Source organism: Tenacibaculum pelagium, from assembly GCF_014062345.1.
Classification (GTDB): domain Bacteria; phylum Bacteroidota; class Bacteroidia; order Flavobacteriales; family Flavobacteriaceae; genus Polaribacter; species Polaribacter pelagius.
On record NZ_JACGLS010000002.1, the window covers coordinates 100,804 to 120,061 of the forward strand.

The following is a 19,258-nucleotide window of genomic DNA, read 5'->3' on the forward strand; positions in this document are numbered from 1 at the left end:
TGACCCTAAGAGTGTTTACATAGCGACTAAGTATCGAAATAATAAAAATGTAGATTTAACAAAAAAGAACTACATTTGTGCTTAAGTCAAACCGTAGATATAAATGACTGATTTTTTAAAGAAAGAAGGCAAATTTACATATGCAGAAGCAGGGGAAGGGAGAGCACTAATCGTATTACACGGCTTAATGGGTGCACTTAGTAATTTTGATGAAACTTTTAACTATTTCTCTAAAAAAGGTTATAAAGTTTTAATTCCTGAATTACCTTTATATAGCTTACCACTTCTAAAAACTAATGTTAAAAACTTAGCTAGTTTTTTGCATGATTTTATAGAACATAAAGAACTAAAAGACGTTGTTTTACTAGGAAACTCTTTAGGCGGACACATAGGTTTATATTACACAAAACATTACTCGCAAGACGTTGCTGCACTTGTACTTACAGGAAGCTCTGGCTTATATGAAAAAGCTATGGGAGATAGTTTTCCAAAAAGAGGTAACTACGAGTATATTACAGAAAAAACACAAGCTGTTTTTTATGACCCAGCAATCGCAACAAAGGAATTAGTTGATGATGTTTTTGAAATAGTAAACGACAGAAGTTCAGTTATTAGAACTCTATCTATTGCTAAAAGTGCGATTAGACACAATATGGCAAAAGACCTACCAAACATGCAACAACCTACTTGTCTTATTTGGGGAAAGCAAGATACCGTTACTCCACCAGAAGTAGCTGAAGATTTTCATAAACTTTTACCTGATTCTGATTTATTTTGGATTGACAAATGTGGTCATGCTGCAATGATGGAAACTCCTGAAGAATTTAATACAATTTTAGAAGGCTGGCTTTCTAAAAGAAATATATAATAGCCACTTAGCTTACATCAATGAAAATAAAATCTGCTGAATTTGTAATGAGTAACAGCAATGTTACCAAGGCTCCTAAAGACAGAATACCAGAGTACGCCTTTATTGGACGTTCAAATGTTGGAAAATCTTCATTAATAAACATGTTAATGGAGCGTAAAGATTTAGCTAAAATTTCTGGAAAACCTGGAAAAACACAACTTATCAATCATTTTAAAATAAATGACGAATGGTTTTTAGTTGATTTACCTGGATATGGTTATGCGCAAGTTTCAAAAAAGAAACGACAAATATTTCAGTTTTTTATTGAAAACTACTTCAAAGAACGTGAGCAATTGGTTTGTACTTTTGTTTTGATTGATTCCCGTCATGATCCACAAAAAATTGATTTAGAATTCATGAAATTCTTAGGCGAAAATCAAATTCCGTTCTGTATTGTTTTTACAAAAGCAGATAAATTAGGAAGCTCTAAATTAAATAAGCAAATAACTTCTTATAAAAAGAAATTATTAAATTTCTGGGAAGAGCTACCAATGAGTTTTGTTACCTCATCATCTACAGGTTTTGGTCGTGATGAATTTTTAAAATTTATCGAGCAAATAAACGAAGATGTAGCTGATAACTTTAAATAACATTTCGATAATACTCGAATTGACTTTTTAAAATGTATTCTACTAAAGAAAACTTACAGGTTATACACGAAGACAATCATTTAATTATTGTTAATAAACGTGCTGGTGATATTGTTCAAGGTGATAAAACTGGAGACAAACCGCTTTCTGATGTTGCAAAAGAATACATAAAAGATAAATACAATAAACCCGGAGCTGTTTTTTTAGGAACTGTGCATCGTTTAGACCGACCTACTTCTGGCGTTGTTATCTACGCCAGAACTTCAAAGGCCTTAGAGCGTTTAAATAAAATGCTTCGAGAGAAAACCATCAAGAAAACCTATTGGGCTGTTGTAAAAAATCAACCTAAAAAAGCCTCAGACACTTTAATAAACTTCTTAAAAAAGAATCCTAAAAACAATAAATCTACAGCGTATTCTAAAGAAATTGACGGTAGTAAAAAAGCGATTCTACACTATAAGACAATTAAAAAACTTGATAATTACGCTTTATTAGAAATTGATTTAGAAACTGGTCGTCATCATCAAATTAGAGTACAACTTTCAAATATTGGTTCTACTATAAAAGGAGACTTAAAATACGGTGCTAAAAGAAGTAATAAAAATGGAAGTATTCACTTGCACGCTCGTAAAATTGAATTTATACATCCAGTTAGTAAAGAATTAATAAAGGTAACAGCACCCACTCCATCTGGTCCTATTTGGGATGCTTGCTCCTAATTTGTATCTTTAGGGAAATTTCAAAGATGAAAGCCCTCAAATATTTATCAATTTCTATTCTACCCATTACTGTATATTTTGCTTTTACTGGTAAAGGATGGATTACACTTTTACCTATAATTACTTTTTTTGGAGCTGTTCCGTTGGCTGAGTTATTCTTTAAACCAAACAAAGAAAACTTCACCAAAGAAGAAGCGCAAAAAGAAAAAGAAAACAAATTGTATACGGCCATTTTATACGCAACTGTGCCAATTCAGGTTTTCTTTTTAGGATGGTTCTTTTTTGCCATTCAAGAAACTGGATTGACTAATTTAGAAATTGTTGGAAGAATAACAGCAATGGGAATTATGTGTAGCGCTATAGGCATTAATGTTGGGCACGAGTTAGGACATCGTAATAACAGATTTGACGAATTACTAGGTGAAATATTATTATTAACCTCTATAAACACTCACTTTTTACCGTACCATAATGCGGGACATCATTTAAATGTAGCCACTCCAAAAGATGCAGCAACAGCAAGAAAAAACGAAATTCTATATACATTTTTGTTTCGCTCTCATATTACAAGCTATTATCAAGCTTGGGAAGCCGAAAATACACGTTTAAAAAGCACCAACAGAAGTTGGTTTCACATTCAAAACAGAATGCTTATTTACACCATTTGTAATGTGCTTTTAGTTGGAGGAATTTATTTTTTCTTCGGTAGCTTTGTTACTCTAGCCTTTTTAGCCGCTGCTGTTTTCGGAATTTTACAATTAGAAACCGTAAACTATATAGAACATTACGGGTTGTTACGTAAGAAAAATGAGCATGGAAGGTACGAACGTGTAAAAAGAACACATTCTTGGAATTCAGACCATGTTATTGGACAAGCAATGTTGTTTAATTTATCACGTCACTCTGATCATCATTATAACGGATCTAAACATTATCAATTATTAAAAACATTACCCGAAAGTCCGCAAATGCCTACTGGTTACCCTGGCATGATGTTGCTTTCATTAATCCCGCCATTATGGTTTTCGGTAATGAATAAAAAACTACAAGAAATTTAATTTTATGAATATTCCACAATTGGTTCAGTCGCAAAAAGATTTTTTTGCTACACAACAAACCAAAGATATTTCCTATAGAAAAACTGCTTTAAAACGTCTTCAGAAAGAATTAATCAGAAGAGAAAATGATATTATTAAAGCATTGAATGATGACTTTAAAAAATCAGAATATGAAGCTGTAATGACAGAAACTTCTATCGTTTTAGCGGAGTTAAAAATGGTACTGAAGAACATTCATTCTTGGAGCAAACCCAAACGTGTTTTACCATCGTTGTTAAACTTTCCGTCTTCAGCAAAAATTTATAAAGAACCTTATGGAACTGTTTTAATTATTGCGCCATGGAACTATCCTTATCAATTAGCTTTTGCACCATTATTAGGAGCAATTGCTGCTGGAAATACCGCAGTATTAAAACCATCGGAATTAACACCGAACACAAGTAAAATTACTAGAGAAATTGTTGAAGCAGTTTTTGATAAAAATCATGTTTCTGTAGTAGAGGGTGGCGTCCCAGTTTCGCAAGAACTACTAGCACAACGTTGGGATTATATTTTCTTTACAGGAAGTGTACCTATAGGTAGAATTGTTGCCAAAGCTGCTGCTGAACATATTACTCCAGTTACTTTAGAGTTAGGAGGAAAAAGCCCTTGTATTGTTGATGAAACTGCTAATATTAAACTAGCCGCAAAAAGATTAGTTTGGGGTAAATTTATCAATGGAGGACAAACCTGTATTGCTCCAGATTATTTGTTAATTCATAAATCTGTAAAAGAAAAATTTGTATCGCATTTTAAAGATGAAGTTTTTAGAGCCTACGGAGAAAACCCACAAACATCTGAAGATTATCCAAGAATTGTAAATACTCGAAATTTTGATCGATTAGTATTAATGCTAGAAAACGAACAATTTTTAATTGGCGGACAAACTGAAAGAGAAGATCGATATATTGCTCCAACTATTGTAGATGAACCAAGTTTAGATAGCGAAGTAATGAAAGGTGAGATTTTCGGACCTATTTTTCCATTAATCTCTTACGAAAACGAACAAGATATTGCCACAACATTAGCTAAATACGACAAACCTTTAGCACTATATGTATTTACAACTCGCAACAAGTTTGCAAAAAAAATGATTGCTGATTATTCTTTTGGTGGCGGAACCATAAACGATACAACTGTTCATTTTGCCAACCACCGATTACCTTTTGGAGGCGTTGGAGAAAGTGGCATTGGCGGCTATCACGGAAAACAAACATTCGATACTTTTTCACACAAAAAAGGTGTTGTTACTAGAGGAAACTGGTTAGACATACCTACGCGATATGCACCATACAAAGGGAAATTGAAACAATTAAAAACCTTGATGAAAATAGGATAATGACAAAAGAAAAAACAGTTTCAGAAGCCGTTAATTATCGACGCTCAGTAAGAATATTTGATGCTGAAAAACCAATTGATACTACTGTTGTAAAAAAATGTTTAGAACAAGCTAGTTTAGCTCCAACGAGTAGTAATATGCAATTGTGGGAATTTTATCATATTACCTCTAAAGAAACTATTGCTAAAATTGCACCGATGTGTTTTAATCAAAATGCGGCAAAAACGGCACAACAATTGGTAGTTTTTGTTACTAGAAAAGATTTATGGCGTAAACGTGCTAAAGCAAACTTAGCTTTTATGGATAAAACTTTTGGAAAAGATAATCCGAAAGCAGCACAAAGTAGTAGAGAAAAAGTAGCACGTAATTATTATGGTAAAATCATTCCATTTGCTTATTCAGATTTCTTAGGGATTTTAGGTTTCTTTAAATACTTAATGATTTTAATTACTGGCCTATTTCGCCCAATTTATCGTGAAGTTCGTAATAGTGATATGCGAATTGTAGCTCAAAAAACTACGGGACTAGCAGCCCAAACCTTTATGTTATCTATGGCTGCTGAAGGTTATGATACCTGCCCTATGGAAGGCTCTGATACTTGGCGAGTAAAAAAACTATTAAACATTCCTCATAGTGCAGAAATAAACATGATTGTTTCTTGTGGTATTAGAACCGAAAAAGGTGTGTATGGAGAGCGCTTTAGAATTCCATTTAATGAGATTTATAAAGAAGTTTAATATGAGAAAACTTATTTTATTTGGGATAATAATTAGTGGAATCTTAATTGGATGTAAAGAGAAAAAAACTACCAAGAAACTTTCTGAAATCACCATTTCAAACAATGGTATTAATAAAATTGATTTAGGAAAGTGTATTAATATTGATTCTTTAAAAATAGCTTTTCCTGATTATAAAATCAGCTCTAAAATTGGTCAGCAAGACGGACCTGACTACCAATATTTTGAAGTTAAAAAAGATAGCACAACGATTAATTTTATAATGAGCGAACAAGAAGGTTGTTTGGTTGATGAGATTAATGCTACAACAAATTTACCTGATATATACGGAGTGAAAATTGGAATGACTTACGAGGAAGTAAAAAAGCTGCGTCCTGAAATTACTCATAAAACCAATTATCATTTTCACACGATTTTATCTACACCAAATTCTAATTTAAAATATGAAATCTCTGGCACTTTTGACGGTCCCGACAAACAAGATTTTATTTATGATGAAGTTAAAAAATGGAAGGTCACTCAGTTTTTGATTAGAGGATATTGATTTAACAATATTATTAATTTATTAAATATTTATAGTTTAAAAACTCTAAGAATTCTTTCCAAATCATCGATTTAGTAACACTTTTTAAATTAAGATAAACATCTAACTCTACATTAAACTCATTAGAAACCTCAAAATCAATGATTTTATTATTCCACAAGCTAAACCCATATCTTTTTTCGTTGTTAGCCAACTCTTCGTTTACCTCTATTTTTTCTTTTCCATTATCATAATAAAAACCAATAATATACTTTAACAACTCGCCCCAAAAAGTTTTTTTAATTGTACCATCTTTTTCAGTAGACACTCCATTAAAAGCCTTTGCTAAATCTTTATAATCTCCATTAAACAGCTCCATCATGTCCTCTAAAACCTCAACTAAATTTTTTCCCCTATTAAAATCCATATTAGACATTCTTCTTAACTGCCTAAAACTTAATTGCCTATTATTAAATAATAGAGCTATTAAGTTTATTTTTAAGTCAGGAAAACCTCCATATTCATATAAATTAAAATCATGTCTAAATAAATTTTTAATAGCATCATAAAATGTTAAAAAATAAATTTTATTTGAATAAAATTTATTGATATAACCCTCAAAATCAGAACCCTTTCCATACTTGTGATGATATATGCTTTTTACATTATAGTAATCAGCAACAATAATTACCTTATCTATTCCAAATTTGTTAATTGAGTATCCAGAATTATCAAAATTAGCTGAAAATATATTTAAAAGCCTAAAAATATGTTCTGGATCAATTCTATCTAAATCATCTAATATTAATATATTTTCCTTTTCACTATCTCCTTTCTTTATCTCTACCAGCTTGTTATTAATATAAGTAGTAATTATATCGTTTTCAAAAATACTTCCTTTAGTATTTTCTATTTTATTAATAAAAGAATTAAGTTCAGGAGTATTAAATTCTTGTTCATATAATTCTAAAATTTCCTTTTCTACAATTTTAAAAGCTCCTATTATTTCCTTAAGAGCTTTTCCTATTTCCGGAATTTTCTCAACAAAACTTAACAGAATAGCTTTAATATTCTTTTCTGCAATTTTCTTTGTAGCTTCCTTATAATTTATATCTATCTCTTCTGTTATATCATTTTGCTTTAATAATTCAAATAATAAATCATATTTAACCAACTCAAATACGTCTTCATTTTTATTTACTGCGTAATGTACAGGGTACAGATGAAAAAAATTATATTTACTTTTATTCTCTTCTGAACTTATAAAATCTTTAATAAAAGTAGTTTTACCTAAACCAAATGGTGCTGACAAGAAAACAAAATCTGAATCTTCTAAATGTTCTTTAAAATTTAAAAAAGAGTTAGTCTTAAGTTTGTAATCTTTTTTCTTATTCATTAATTATTTTTTAAGTTTATTTCTTCGGCAAAAACACCAACTTATTTTCACTCTTTTCTATATCAGACTGATTCAAGTTCATTTTTACAAAATCGCCATTTACATATTTTTCTGCTTGGTCCTTATAGTGTTCGCTAAATACATTCCCCGATTGCCCAGTTGGTAAAATAGTAATACTGTTTTCTACATCCGAAAAATCTATAATTCTACGAGTCGATGGTCCTGCGATGATTTTATAATACCCGGTACTATCAATCTTGTAAATTTGGTTATTAATTACCTGATCACCTCCATTGGTTTCGAAAGGACCTACATTAAAAAACTTTCGCAACAATCCTCCCGCTTTTCCTATTGCATGCTCATACTCTACTGTAGTTACTCTTTTCCAATACCAACCATCTACATTTTCACCTAATTGCTTTTGTAAAAAAGCGATTGTATTTTGGAATGATTTATTTACAACATCCTGCTTAGTTTCTTTTTCTTTTGTTGAAATATCATCCCACCAAACCGAATTATCTTTTCTTACTTGAGCTGCTACTACTTTTTCTTCGAAAGGTGTATTTACAAATTGTTCAAAAGCATCACCCATTTCATCTTTAAAAGTATTCTTTACAAACTCGTACCACAAACGCGTATAAATAACCGGAGCTACTTTCTTTTTTCCATAATGACCATCCCAATTTTTTAAAATATTAAATGCTTTTTTCTCGCTAGCAGTTAATTGAGTAACATCAATATCTTTAGCAATTTTCATTATATTTTCTGGTGCTACGGGTGATGTTACATCATTAATCATTTCAGAAACATCAAACTTTGTCCAATCGTTTTTATCCTCTAACAAATATTCTATTCTTTTAGCTCTATCTTCTGGTAAATAATACCCAGGATATAAAACACCTGCAATAGAATCTGGTTGATTATTGGCTGAATACACATAATTCCAATCTGGATTTATCGCTTGCGGATTCTCTTCAAAATCAATCCATTCTACAATTTCATCTTTTCCAGAGGCTCCATCTAAAATCACCTTTGTGTTTAAACTATCTCGGTATTTATATAATTTTCCTGATGCAAACCAAGCAATATTATCTTTTGCATCGCCATACATAATATTTAACCCAGGCGCATGTAATTTACTTGCTCCCACTTTAAAATCTGACAATGATTTTGCATGTGACATCTTGTAAGAAACATCTAATAATTGATTTTCTAATTTCGTGTAAATCCACTGCATTGCAATAGGACGTTCATCTTCTATAAAATCAATTAAACCATTCATAACTGGTCCGTGCTTACTAACTTTTACTTGGTAAGTAGTATCGGCACCTCCTTTAACTTTTATCGTTTTATCAATTAATTTATATTTCTGATACCCTTGTGGAGTTTTATATTCTAATGAATTGTTTGGATTGTTTTCTTCGTAGTAAAAATCAACATCATCATTTTCAAACATTGTTAATCCGTACGCATAATTACGATTGTGCCCCAATAATGGAAATGGAGTTAAAGCTAAATTAAATCCATACATTTCGTAATTAGGGGTTTTAATATGCGATTGATACCAAACTGAAGGTTGTGAAAACCCGATATGCGGATCGTTTGCAAAAATCACTTTTCCATTTTTGGTTTTTTCTGGTCCTAATACCCATGAATTACTTCCGATAAATGGAGAAATTGGTAATTTATCAAGCAAATTATTCATTGCTTTTGCAAATTCTGCTTTTATCTCTGGGTTCTTTTGATTTTTAATCAAGGTTAAATTTTCAGTGCTTGCTCCGTTTAATTCATTAAAATATACCTCGCCTAATTTCTCCTTTATTTCCGTTAACATCGGATCCGTTTTATGAGCAACTGCAAAACTAAATGCCATATACCCAAAAACATTATATACATCTTTAACTGTATATTTTTCTTTATCAAGTCCAACTAAATAAAACTCTAATGGCTTAGCACCTTCATCAATAAATTGGTTAATTCCGTTCAAATAAGCTTCTGTCATCTTATAAGCTTCGGAATTTTTATCTAAATTTTGAATTGTTTTGGAAGCCGCTTCTTCAATTCCCAAACCAGAGAAAAACTTATCTGTACGCACTAACTCTTTTCCGAAAACCTCAGCCAATCTCCCTGCTGCAATTCTACGAATCAACTCCATTTGCCACAATCTATCTTGCGCATGTACATAACCCAAAGCGGTATATGCATCTTGCTGATTTTGCGCATTAATATGCGGTACACCTACTTCGTCGTAGTACACTGTAACTTTATCAGAAATATTTGCTAATTCTAATTCTCCGTTATAAGTTGGATGCAATGTTTTAGTAAACAGCCAAACACCAACAAATAACAACACTACTACTAGTAAAAATATTTTGAAAATCTTTTTAAACAATTTCATTTGGGATTGATTTTCACCAAAGATAACAGAATTTTTATTTTAGGTTTTTGAGTAATCTTCTTTTTTATATACTACAATCTGTAAAAATTTAATTTCGTTAATTCTTCAAAATCAATCAGAGATTGTTTGTATTTTTGTTCTACTAAAAAATTCGTTTATCAGATGAAAAAAATTCAAATGGTTGACCTACAAGGTCAGTACGCAAAAATAAAACCTCAAGTAAATAAAGCTTTCGAAAGTGTTTTAGACACTGCTTATTATATCGGAGGTCCAGAAGTTAAAGGATTCGGAAGCGATTTAGAAAAATATTTAGGTGTAAAGCACGTAATTCCTTGTGCAAACGGAACAGATGCTTTACAAATTGCAATGATGGGATTAGGCTTAGAGCAAGGTGATGAAGTTATTACTGCCGATTTTACTTTTGCTGCTACTGTAGAGGTAATTGCATTATTAAAGCTAACACCTGTTTTAGTAGATGTTGAGCCTGATACATTTAACATTGATATTGAAGCTTTAAAAAAGGCGATCACTCCAAAAACAAAAGCGATTGTACCTGTACATTTATTTGGTCAGTGTGCTAATATGGAAGCTGTAATGGAAGTTGCTAAAGAGCATAACTTATTTGTAATTGAAGATAATGCACAGGCAATTGGAGCAGATTACACTTTTTCTGACGGAACTAAAAAGAAATCTGGAACGATTGGAAATGTAGGAACTACTTCTTTCTTCCCGTCTAAAAACTTAGGTTGTTATGGTGATGGTGGAGCTATTTTTACAAACGATGATGATTTAGCACATACAATTAGAGGAATTGTAAATCACGGGATGTACAAACGTTATTACCATGATGTTGTAGGAGTAAATTCTCGTTTAGATAGTTTACAAGCTGCTGTTTTACAGATAAAACTACCTTTATTAGATTCTTACTGTGATGCTCGTAGAGAAGCAGCTATGTATTATACAGAAGCTTTCGCAACCAATTCAAATATTATTACGCCTGCGATTAGCACTTTTACCACACATGTTTTTCATCAATATACTTTAAGAATTACCAATGGGAAACGAGATGAATTACATCAACATTTGTTAGATAATAATATTCCGAATGCGATTTATTATCCTGTTCCGTTACACGCTCAAAAAGCATATAAAGATGAACGTTATAATGAAGATGATTTTGCAATTACTAATCAATTAATTGATGAAGTAATTTCGTTACCAATGCACACAGAGTTAGATGAAGAGCAATTAGCTTTTATTTCAAAAACTATTAATGATTTTATAGGATAATCTATATATGAATCAAAAAATAAAAACGCTCAAAATAATTCATTTAGCATTAGTGGCTGGAGTTACTCTGGCTTACTTTTTACTCGGTGATTTTAAAAATATATTGAATCTTGAAATTGACAATGCTTCGCTACCTTACTCTTTTATTCCTGCTGTAGCATATGTTTTAAGTAATTTTTTATTCAATAAAACTTTAAAAAACATACAAAAAGATTCTTCTGATGATGAAAAGTTTTCTATTTATCAAAGTGCCTCTATTATAAAATGGGCGGTATTAGAAGGGGCTTGTTTTTTAATTTTATTATTAAAACCTGAGTTTTTATTATTTGGAGTAATTCTTTTATTCTATATGATTCTTTTAGCACCTAAAGAAGATAAAATATTTCAACTTTTAAATATTAAAAGTTAAGCATAAAAAAAGCGAACTCAATTTGAGTTCGCTTTTTTTATTTACTTTATAACTTCTTAAGCTTCTATACTTGCTCCACTAGCTGTAACACTTCTATCAATCTTACGCATTAAACCTTGTAATACTTTACCTGGACCAACTTCAATAAACTCAGTTCCTCCATCTGCAATCATTGCTTGGATACATTGTGTCCATTTAACAGGTGCCGTTAATTGCTTCATTAAATTCTTCTTAATCTCTTCTGGATTTGTAACTGCACTTGCTGTTACATTTTGATATACTGGACAAGTAGGTTCACTAAAAGTAGTTTCTTCAATCGCTTTCGCTAATTCTTCACGAGCTGGCTCCATCATTGGTGAATGAAATGCTCCTCCTACAGGTAAAACTAATGCTCTACGTGCTCCTTTTTCTGTTAATACTTCACAAGCTTTTTCTACAGCTTCAACTTCACCAGAAATTACTAATTGACCTGGGCAATTATAATTTGCTGCAACTACAACTCCATCAATCTCAGCACAAGTGTCTTCAACTACTTTATCCTCTAGTCCTAAAACAGCTGCCATAGTTGACTTCTGTATTTCACAAGCTTTTTGCATTGCTAAAGCACGTTTAGATACTAAGGTCAATCCATCTTCAAAAGATAAAACTCCGTTAGCTACTAATGCAGATAATTCTCCTAACGAATGTCCTGCAACCATTTCTGGTTTAAAATCATCACCTAACACTTTTGCTAAAATTACAGAATGTAAAAAAATGGCAGGTTGCGTAACTTTTGTTTCTTTTAACTCTTCAGCAGTACCTTCAAACATTACATCAGTAATACTAAAACCTAATATATCGTTAGCCTTTTCAAAAAGCTCTTGAGCTAATGGCGATTTTTCATATAAATCTAATCCCATTCCTGTAAACTGTGCTCCTTGACCTGGAAAAATATATGCTTTCATTTTATTTGTTGTTTGTTTTATGCTGCAAACATACACATTTTTAAAATCATTATTAATTAGTAACTTCGTTCTATGACTGAGAAACTGAAAAACCAAGCACAGTTAATTTATTTAATTTTAGCCGCTTTATTTATTGCCTCTTTAGTAACTTCTAACTTAATTTTTCAGAAGTTTTTTTATTGGTACCCATTCAACATAGAAATTTTTGACGTTAAGCTTTTCGAAATTTCAGTAGGTCTTTTACCATATCCAATCACTTTTTTAATTACCGATATTTTATCTGAAATCTACGGAAAGAAAAAAGCGAATCAAGTTGTAATCGCAGGTATTTTTGCATCTTTCTTTTCTTTAGGAATTATTTATGTTTCAAAAAATGTTCCTGCTACCTCATGGTCTACAATAGATAACACAACTTTTATTAATGTTTTTGGCGCTGCTCCATTAGCTGTATTAGCATCAATGTTGGCTTATTTAGCTGCTCAATTTATTGATATTAGAGTCTACCATTTTTGGAAAAACTTTACCAAAGGAAAACATTTATGGCTACGTAATAATTTTTCGACATTCACCTCGCAAATAGTTGATACATTAACCGTATTAGTTTTGTTATGCTATTTTGGAATTATACAATGGAATTTATTTTGGGGTTTATTAATTAGTGGAGTACTTTTTAAAATGATGATTGCAGCCATAGACACTCCTATTTTATATTTAATTGTGTTTTTATTCAGAAAAAAATTCAATTTAAAAGTTGGTGAAGAGATTCGCAATATCTAATTTCGATTTATGAAGAATTCTAATTCTCTTTGGCAAATTGCTATCCAAAAATTTAAGCAAAGTAAAATTGGTATGCTTAGTTTTAGCTACATTATTCTTTGTGGGTTAATAGCTGTTTTTTGTTACGTTTTAGCTCCAGACAATAGCAACGCTGCCAACCAAATGCACTTAGAAATTCATTCAAAAGCGCCTGGGTTTTCAGTTCAAATATTATCGATTCCTTCTGAAGAAAAAACAGCACAATCTTGGTTTTCAATTTTTATGGATGGAAAACAAAATTCAAGTTATGAAATTCCTATAAAATCCTATTCAATAAATAACAATCAATTAGAAGTAATTAAGTATTCTGATGGATTACCTAAAAACTATTCACTCTCATTATTTAATAATCAACCTGAAGAATTTATTCAAAACCGAACTTTTTTATTCGGAACCGATAAATATGGTCGCGATTTATTAAGTAGACTATTAATTGGAGCTAGAATCTCTTTTTTTATTGGCTTTATTGCTGTTTTTATCTCTTTATTAATTGGAATTCCTATTGGAGCAATTGCGGGTTATTTTGGAGGAAAAATTGACAACTTTATTATGTGGATCATCAACATCACTTGGTCAATACCAACTTTACTATTAGTTATTGCAATTACATTGGCTTTGGGTAAAGGCTTTTGGCAAGTATTTATTGCTGTTGGTTTGACCATGTGGGTAGAAGTTGCCCGTGTTGTTCGAGGGCAAGTAATCACCACGAAACAACAACAATATGTTGAAGCCGTAAAAGCATTAGGTTTCTCTGATTTCAGAATTATATTTAAACATATTTTACCGAATATTTTAGCGCCTATCATCGTTATTTCTGCGGCTAATTTTGCCGCTGCTATTTTAATTGAAAGCGGATTGAGTTTTTTAGGCATCGGGGCACAACCTCCTACTCCTTCTTGGGGTGCCATGATTAAAAATCATTATAACTATATTATTCTTGGCAAACCTTTTTTAGCTTTAATTCCTGGATTGGCAATTATGAGTTTGGTAATGGCTTTTATGCTTATTGGAAACACATTACGTGATGCTTTAGATGTAAAATCTTAATCTCAGCCGTTATAATTTTGTACTTTCGTTTTTAAAAAATATATAAATGAATTTTAGCGTACAATTTAAAACAAGATGGTCTGATTTTGATGCCAATATACATATGCGTCATACTGCATATAACGATTATGCCGCTGAAGTAAGGTTGCGTTTTTTTAAAGAACATGATATCACTATCCAAGATTTTACCAAAGAAAAAACAGGACCGATTCTATTTGAAGAAAACACCAAGTTTTTACGCGAAATTCACATGGGAACAGATATTTCTGTAAACCTTAAAGTTATTGGACTATCTAGTAAAGGTGAACGCTGGAAAATTCAACATGAAATTTTTAATGAAGCAGGAAAATTATCTGCAATTATCACAGTTTATGGAGCTTGGTTAGATTTAGAAAAACGTAAATTAACCACTCCTCCAACTAAATTTCAGACAATCTTTAATGAAGTTGAAAAAACTGAAGACTTTAAAGAGATTCTACTAAAAAGCTAATGAGTACTTCCAAAAAAATAAAACTTGTTATTACCATTATAGTTTTAATCGCTGGATGGTGGCTGCAACGAAAAGAAAATGCAGAAATTTCTTCTCAAGTACCTATTAAACATACTAATAATCCTGAAAGTTTTAATTATTTACCAACTTCAACTACTGGGGCTGTTGTTAAACACAATGGATATCAACTATCATATAACGAACAACACGAGCAAGCTGAGTGGGTTGCTTATACATTAGATAAAAATGATATTATTTATACGAAGCACAAACGTCCTTTTTTTATTAGTGATCCAAAAGTAAAAACAAAATCTGCTGATTGGAGAAATTATAAAAATTCGGGTTATGATAAAGGACATTTATGTCCTGCTGGTGATAAACGTTATTCTAAAAAAGCACACGACGAAACTTTTTATACGTCTAATATATCACCTCAAAAACACGATTTCAATGCTGGGATTTGGAATAAATTAGAGCAAAAAACTCGTTATTGGGCTAAGAAATACAATCATTTGTATGTAGTTACTGGCGGTATTTTAGAACCGAACTTAAAAACCATTGGTCGAGACAAGGTTTCAGTACCTAAGTATTTTTATAAAATTTTATTAGACTATACGCAACCTGAAATAAAAGCAATTGCTTTTTTAGTTCCACATAAAGAAAGCAATAAACCCCTTTATTATTTTGTAGTTTCAATTGACGATATTGAACAAAAAACTGGGATTGATTTTTTTCCTGATTTACCCGATACTATTGAAACAAAATTAGAGAGTTCTACTAGTTATAAGAATTGGAGTTTTAGATAAAAAATATTAAACATGAAAAAAGCATTAGTAATAACGATAATCTTTATAACGACTTCTATAAGTGCTCAAATGTACCAAGTTGTTCACCCTAAAAAAATTAATAAAAAAGAATTTCATTCCTGTAAAATATTTTTTAAAAATGATAGTATTGCTAGTGGTTATGGAACATTTTTTCAAACCGGTTTTTACGGGATTCGATTTACTGACTCTATTCCTGAAAAAGAATATATTAAAAATTTCAAGCTCATTTCAATGATGGATTTTGAGAAGGTTGAGATGGTAAAAAACTCAAAGAAAACTGTGTTCCACTCTATTAAAACAAAAGGTGTTTTTAAAAAATATATATTATTAAAAGTTTATGAATCCAACTTAATGACGCTCTACAGAAACCCCTTATATACTGAGATTTTTGGTTTTCATAAAAAGAATGAAGAAAAAGCTAAAATGTTAGGTTTTATGTTTAAAAATAAAACAAAAAAAATGCCTTCAAGAATTTTGAGAGTATTTAACGATTGTCCTCAAATAAAAAAGAATTACAAAAAAAAGATTTATAAAAATAATTATGAAAGTTTAATTCAAATAATAAACGATTACGATAAATGTAAATCAAATTAAGTTTGTCATTAATGAACAAACTTCTCAAAAATTACAGCATAGAAAAACCACATTTTTACAATGTGGTTTTTATTACTTACTATATCTTTTATTCTTATCGTCTACTTCTAACTTCTCTAGATCTTGAACTATTCCCTTTTGACTTAGAATAATTTTTATTTCTACTCACTTTTGCTATAGACCTTGACGAATTACCTTTACTTTTATACCTACTATTTTGAGATCTTTTTGTTGAACTAGCTGTACGATTCCTAGAATACCCTCTTGAGGTATTTTTAGTTTGAGTACTTCTAGTTGGTCTATTATATTTTTTTGATGTTTCTCTATTAGATCTTTTCGATATAACATTTCTATTTCTATCACTAGCTGTTCTTTTTCTTGAGATAGAACTATTAATCCCTCTTTCTCTAGAAATCTTTCTTGAATTTCTTGCTATTACTCGAGATTCATTAACCTTATAACCTCTATTATTATTTGCGACTCTTGAGTTCCCTCTATTATTTTTACGATAGTTACGATCATTTTTTTGATACATAGTTCTTCTATGATCTTTTGATCTAAACTTTACACTTCTTGCACTAGCAACTCTTCTTCCTCTGTTAAAGTTTCTTACACTATTTCCTGGTCTATAATAATTACGATTTCTATACGATCTACCATAATATCCATCATAATAATTGTCTCTGTATACTGTATACGAATATCTATTTGGAGAATAGAATCTTCTATAAGGACTATTCCAAACCACACATCTATCTACTACGGGTACCGCAAAATATCTATGGTATGGTCTATATACGTAATACCTGTTAAAACTATTAATATATCCTGTAAAGTTTAAGAAATTACCATAACTATTATAGTGCACAAATAATCCTCCTACTCTAGACACACGTCCCCAACGGTTGTATCTAATAAATACATCTCCTGCCTGTACAATTCTTCCATAATGGTCGTAAAAAACTGGAATGTCTTCAATTTGTACTACCGCTCCATAATCGTCATACTGTACAAACGGATCATAATTAAACCCTGAATTAAAACTTATATTTACCCCAGGAGCGTTAAAATTAACATTTACTCCATTTCTAGAACCATTTAAATAGAAATCGAATTGCCCATCTGGATACACAGCAAATTCAACTCCTCCTTCATTAAAAATAAACGATTTACCATAGTTATAATACCTTACGTTTTCAATTGTATTTGTGCTAGTACTTAAATCTGATGCATTAATCGTAAATGATGTTAATAAAAGTCCGGTAAGTAATAAAACAAAATTTTTCATACGATCTAATTTTAAATGTCTATCATTATTTTGATATACAACTAAATAGAACCAAGTAACGTGCCAAAAATTACAAATCCCCAAATTCAAGAGTTAAAATTGTATTGTCAGTACGTAATAAAATTTTGTAATAATTAAGAGAAATGAAAGTTTTAATAATAAAAAAGCTCAACTATATAGTTGAGCTTTTTTGTACGGGCGGAGAGACTCGAACTCTCACACCTCACGGCACTAGATCCTAAGTCTAGCGTGTCTACCAATTCCACCACGCCCGCATTCTTTGAATTTGTGGATGCAAATATAAACAATACTTGTAAACTACAAAGAACATGCATAATATTTTTATTATTTTTGAAGCTCACTAATTTACAACACATGCAAAACGTAAAAGAATATATTTCTCAACATAAAGATAGGTTTATTAATGAGCTTATCGAGCTATTAAAAATCCCTTCAGTAAGTGCTGATCCAGCATATAATCAAGATGTATTAAACACAGCTGATGCTGTAAAAGAAAGCTTAGAAAAAGCAGGGTGCGACAAAGTAGAAATTTGTGAAACTCCTGGTTATCCAATTGTATATGGTGAAAAAATAATCGATCTAAATTTACCAACGATTTTAGTATATGGTCATTACGATGTACAACCTGCAGATCCAATTGAATTATGGGATTCACCTGCATTTGAACCCGTAATTAAAAAGACTGATATTCATCCTGAAGGAGCAATTTTTGCTCGTGGAGCTTGTGATGACAAAGGACAAATGTACATGCATGTTAAAGCGCTAGAGTACATGACTTCTACAGGAAACTTGCCTTGTAATGTTAAGTTTATGATCGAAGGTGAAGAAGAAGTTGGTTCGGAAAGTTTAGCTTGGTTTGTGCCAAGAAATAAAGAGAAATTAGCTAATGACGTGATTTTAATTTCTGATACAGGGATGATTGCAAACGACATACCATCTATTACTACGGGTTTACGTGGTTTAAGTTATGTTGAAGTAGAAGTTACCGGACCTAACAGAGATTTACACTCTGGTTTATATGGTGGTGCTGTTGCAAATCCTATTAATATTTTAACACAAATGATTGCTTCTCTACATGACGAAAACAATCATATTACCATTCCTGGTTTTTACGATAAAGTAGAAAATTTATCTCGTGAAGAACGTAATGAAATGGCAAAAGCTCCTTTTTCTTTAGAAGAATATAAAGCTGCTTTAGATATAGAAGATGTACATGGAGAAACAGGATACACAACAAACGAACGCAACTCTATTCGCCCTACATTAGATGTTAATGGTATTTGGGGAGGTTACACTGGCGAAGGCGCTAAGACTGTTATTGCCTCTAAAGCATATGCCAAAATATCTATGCGTTTAGTACCTGGGCAAGAATGGGAAGAAATAACCGAATTGTTTAAAAAACATTTTGAAAGCATTGCACCAAAATCGGTAAAAGTAGTTGTAAAACCTCACCATGGCGGGCAAGGTTACGTAACCCCTATTGATAGTATTGGTTACCAAGCAGCTAGCAAAGCATATCAAGAAACATTTGGAGTTACTCCAATTCCACAAAGAAGCGGAGGTAGTATTCCTATCGTAGCTTTATTTGAACAAGAATTGAAAAGTAAAACTATTTTAATGGGATTCGGATTAAATTCTGATGCTATTCATTCACCAAATGAGCATTTTGGGGTATGGAATTATTTAAAAGGAATAGAAACCATTCCTCATTTTTACAAACATTTTACTGAATTATCAAAATAATTCACACGCTACAACACTAGTAAAATAGCCTTGAAAACTTATTCAAGGCTATTTTTTTACATCAAAAACCTACTCTACAC

The 19,258-nt window shown here is 31.2% G+C and carries 19 protein-coding genes and 1 tRNA gene; 15 read left to right on the forward strand and 5 right to left on the reverse strand.

What is annotated here, in order from left to right:
* Nucleotides 1-103: 103 nt before the first annotated feature.
* From H3Z83_RS05480 to H3Z83_RS05510, 7 genes are read left to right on the forward strand one after another with little or no spacing between them, the layout of a single operon-like run.
* Nucleotides 104-868 carry an alpha/beta fold hydrolase gene (locus H3Z83_RS05480; RefSeq protein ID WP_182124479.1) on the forward strand — a complete coding sequence of 255 codons (765 nt, stop codon included), beginning with the start codon at nucleotides 104-106 and terminating at the stop codon, nucleotides 866-868.
* A gap of 20 nt (nucleotides 869-888) precedes the next feature.
* Nucleotides 889-1,500 (forward strand): ribosome biogenesis GTP-binding protein YihA/YsxC, encoded by a 612-nt coding sequence (yihA, locus tag H3Z83_RS05485; RefSeq protein WP_182124480.1) that lies wholly within the window; start codon nucleotides 889-891, stop codon nucleotides 1,498-1,500.
* A gap of 32 nt (nucleotides 1,501-1,532) precedes the next feature.
* Nucleotides 1,533-2,219, forward strand: a complete 687-nt coding sequence (locus H3Z83_RS05490) for an RluA family pseudouridine synthase (RefSeq protein WP_182124481.1) — start codon at nucleotides 1,533-1,535, stop codon at nucleotides 2,217-2,219.
* Nucleotides 2,220-2,245: 26 nt separating this feature from the next.
* Nucleotides 2,246-3,277: an alkane 1-monooxygenase gene (locus H3Z83_RS05495; RefSeq protein ID WP_182124482.1), complete on the forward strand. Its 1,032-nt coding sequence runs from the start codon at nucleotides 2,246-2,248 to the stop codon at nucleotides 3,275-3,277.
* A gap of 4 nt (nucleotides 3,278-3,281) precedes the next feature.
* Nucleotides 3,282-4,655 carry an aldehyde dehydrogenase gene (locus H3Z83_RS05500; protein ID WP_182124483.1) on the forward strand — a complete coding sequence of 458 codons (1,374 nt, stop codon included), beginning with the start codon at nucleotides 3,282-3,284 and terminating at the stop codon, nucleotides 4,653-4,655.
* Nucleotides 4,655-5,392, forward strand: a complete 738-nt coding sequence (locus H3Z83_RS05505; RefSeq protein WP_182124484.1) for a nitroreductase family protein — start codon at nucleotides 4,655-4,657, stop codon at nucleotides 5,390-5,392. Before H3Z83_RS05500 ends, H3Z83_RS05505 begins: the two co-directional genes overlap by 1 nt.
* A gap of 1 nt (nucleotide 5,393) precedes the next feature.
* Entirely contained in the window at nucleotides 5,394-5,936 is a 543-nt protein-coding gene (locus H3Z83_RS05510) for a DUF1131 family protein (RefSeq protein WP_182124485.1), read from the forward strand.
* Nucleotides 5,937-5,949: 13 nt separating this feature from the next.
* Here H3Z83_RS05510 and H3Z83_RS05515 read toward each other — a convergent pair whose 3' ends face one another.
* Together H3Z83_RS05515 and H3Z83_RS05520 are read right to left on the reverse strand one after the other, a co-directional pair.
* The gene (locus tag H3Z83_RS05515; protein WP_182124486.1) at nucleotides 5,950-7,311 is read right to left on the reverse strand and encodes a P-loop NTPase fold protein; all 1,362 of its coding nucleotides are present in this window, start codon (nucleotides 7,309-7,311) and stop codon (nucleotides 5,950-5,952) included.
* 16 nt (nucleotides 7,312-7,327) lie between these two features.
* Nucleotides 7,328-9,709 carry a penicillin acylase family protein gene (locus tag H3Z83_RS05520; protein ID WP_182124487.1) on the reverse strand — a complete coding sequence of 794 codons (2,382 nt, stop codon included), beginning with the start codon at nucleotides 9,707-9,709 and terminating at the stop codon, nucleotides 7,328-7,330.
* Between the two features lie 162 nt (nucleotides 9,710-9,871).
* On the opposite strand from H3Z83_RS05520, the gene H3Z83_RS05525 reads away from it, so the two are divergent.
* Both H3Z83_RS05525 and H3Z83_RS05530 read left to right on the forward strand, forming a co-directional pair.
* On the forward strand, nucleotides 9,872-10,999 hold the full coding sequence (locus tag H3Z83_RS05525) for a DegT/DnrJ/EryC1/StrS family aminotransferase (RefSeq protein WP_182124488.1): 1,128 nt from the start codon (nucleotides 9,872-9,874) through the stop codon (nucleotides 10,997-10,999).
* 7 nt (nucleotides 11,000-11,006) lie between these two features.
* The gene (locus H3Z83_RS05530) at nucleotides 11,007-11,408 is read left to right on the forward strand and encodes an MFS transporter (protein ID WP_182124489.1); all 402 of its coding nucleotides are present in this window, start codon (nucleotides 11,007-11,009) and stop codon (nucleotides 11,406-11,408) included.
* A gap of 56 nt (nucleotides 11,409-11,464) precedes the next feature.
* On the opposite strand, the gene fabD is transcribed toward H3Z83_RS05530, so the two are convergent.
* Nucleotides 11,465-12,352, reverse strand: coding sequence for an ACP S-malonyltransferase (gene fabD / locus H3Z83_RS05535; protein ID WP_182124490.1), 888 nt, complete (start codon nucleotides 12,350-12,352; stop codon nucleotides 11,465-11,467).
* A 72-nt stretch (nucleotides 12,353-12,424) separates the two neighbouring features.
* Here fabD and H3Z83_RS05540 point away from each other — a divergent pair, with 72 nt between their 5' ends.
* From H3Z83_RS05540 to H3Z83_RS05560, 5 genes are read left to right on the forward strand one after another with little or no spacing between them, the layout of a single operon-like run.
* On the forward strand, nucleotides 12,425-13,129 hold the full coding sequence (locus tag H3Z83_RS05540; RefSeq protein ID WP_182124491.1) for a queuosine precursor transporter: 705 nt from the start codon (nucleotides 12,425-12,427) through the stop codon (nucleotides 13,127-13,129).
* A gap of 9 nt (nucleotides 13,130-13,138) precedes the next feature.
* Nucleotides 13,139-14,215: an ABC transporter permease gene (locus tag H3Z83_RS05545; RefSeq protein WP_182124492.1), complete on the forward strand. Its 1,077-nt coding sequence runs from the start codon at nucleotides 13,139-13,141 to the stop codon at nucleotides 14,213-14,215.
* Nucleotides 14,216-14,261: 46 nt separating this feature from the next.
* A complete protein-coding gene (locus tag H3Z83_RS05550) occupies nucleotides 14,262-14,705 on the forward strand; it encodes an acyl-CoA thioesterase (RefSeq protein ID WP_182124493.1) in 444 nt (147 codons plus the stop codon).
* Nucleotides 14,705-15,511, forward strand: a complete 807-nt coding sequence (locus H3Z83_RS05555) for a DNA/RNA non-specific endonuclease (RefSeq protein ID WP_182124494.1) — start codon at nucleotides 14,705-14,707, stop codon at nucleotides 15,509-15,511. The genes H3Z83_RS05550 and H3Z83_RS05555 overlap by 1 nt, the downstream gene beginning before the upstream one ends.
* A 12-nt stretch (nucleotides 15,512-15,523) precedes the next feature.
* Nucleotides 15,524-16,126, forward strand: a complete 603-nt coding sequence (locus H3Z83_RS05560) for a hypothetical protein (protein WP_182124495.1) — start codon at nucleotides 15,524-15,526, stop codon at nucleotides 16,124-16,126.
* A 94-nt stretch (nucleotides 16,127-16,220) separates the two neighbouring features.
* On the opposite strand, the gene H3Z83_RS05565 is transcribed toward H3Z83_RS05560, so the two are convergent.
* Nucleotides 16,221-17,414, reverse strand: a complete 1,194-nt coding sequence (locus H3Z83_RS05565) for a hypothetical protein (protein WP_182124496.1) — start codon at nucleotides 17,412-17,414, stop codon at nucleotides 16,221-16,223.
* A 193-nt stretch (nucleotides 17,415-17,607) separates the two neighbouring features.
* Nucleotides 17,608-17,689, reverse strand: a tRNA-Leu gene (locus tag H3Z83_RS05570).
* A gap of 100 nt (nucleotides 17,690-17,789) precedes the next feature.
* Here H3Z83_RS05570 and H3Z83_RS05575 point away from each other — a divergent pair.
* On the forward strand, nucleotides 17,790-19,178 hold the full coding sequence (locus tag H3Z83_RS05575) for a dipeptidase (RefSeq protein WP_182124497.1): 1,389 nt from the start codon (nucleotides 17,790-17,792) through the stop codon (nucleotides 19,176-19,178).
* The last annotated feature ends 80 nt before the right edge of the window (nucleotides 19,179-19,258 follow it).